1 protein-coding gene and 1 pseudogene are annotated in these 740 nt (G+C 68.5%); both read left to right on the top strand.

The window, feature by feature from the left end:
* On the top strand, positions 1–442 hold a 442-nt coding region (locus tag PGX04_RS32710; RefSeq protein ID WP_273742284.1), incomplete at its 5' end, for an inorganic phosphate transporter.
* A gap of 88 nt (positions 443–530) precedes the next feature.
* A pseudogene (locus tag PGX04_RS32705) lies at positions 531–740 on the top strand (hypothetical protein); the annotation flags it as partial.

The following is a 740-nucleotide window of genomic DNA, read 5'->3' as shown; positions in this document are numbered from 1 at the left end:
CGTCGCGTTCTCCGCCGGCGGCAGTCAGGTCGGGCTGGCGATCGGTCCGCTGATCCCCCTCTCGGGCGAGCTCGAGCTCCCGCTGATCGCGATGCTCGTCGGCGGCGGCCTCGGGCTCCTGATCGGGTCGTGGACCGGCGCACCGCGGATGATCAAGGCGATCTCGCAGGACTACTCCTCGCTCGGGCCGCGACGGTCGATCGCCGCGCTCATCCCCTCCTTCATCATCGCGCAGGCCGCGGTCCTCTACGGTATCCCGGTCTCGTTCAACGAGATCATCGTCAGCGCGATCATCGGGAGCGGCTACGCCGCGGCCGGCGCTGGCGGCGGCGTCAGCCCCCGCAAGATGGGCGTTACCGTACTCGCGTGGATCGGTTCGCTCGCCGGCGCGATCGCCGTCTCCTACGTCGGCTACGTCGCCGTCGCTGCGGTCTTGCTCTGAGACGGACTACTGTGCGTCATTTTTACAGCAGATCGGACGAGTCGAGCGACATCGAACGGTCTTTACACGACGGGTCGCGAGTGCGAGTATGGACGAGGACGCCGTCGACGTCACCGAACGTCCCGAGACGACCCAGTGGCGACGCGACGCGAGCACCTCGCGAACCGTTCGGCTCCTGTGGACCTTCGGCGTCGGCACCTTCTTCGCCGCGATCGGCACCGTCGTCTGCTGGCGACTGTACAGGGTCGCCGGCGAGATCGGCGGCGGGGCCGTCGTCATCGCCCTCATCGCCGCGCTG

Source organism: Natrinema soli (assembly GCF_028618695.1).
The sequence above is the reverse complement of the archived record's forward strand: the minus strand, read 5'-3'. Positions and strand labels throughout refer to the sequence as shown.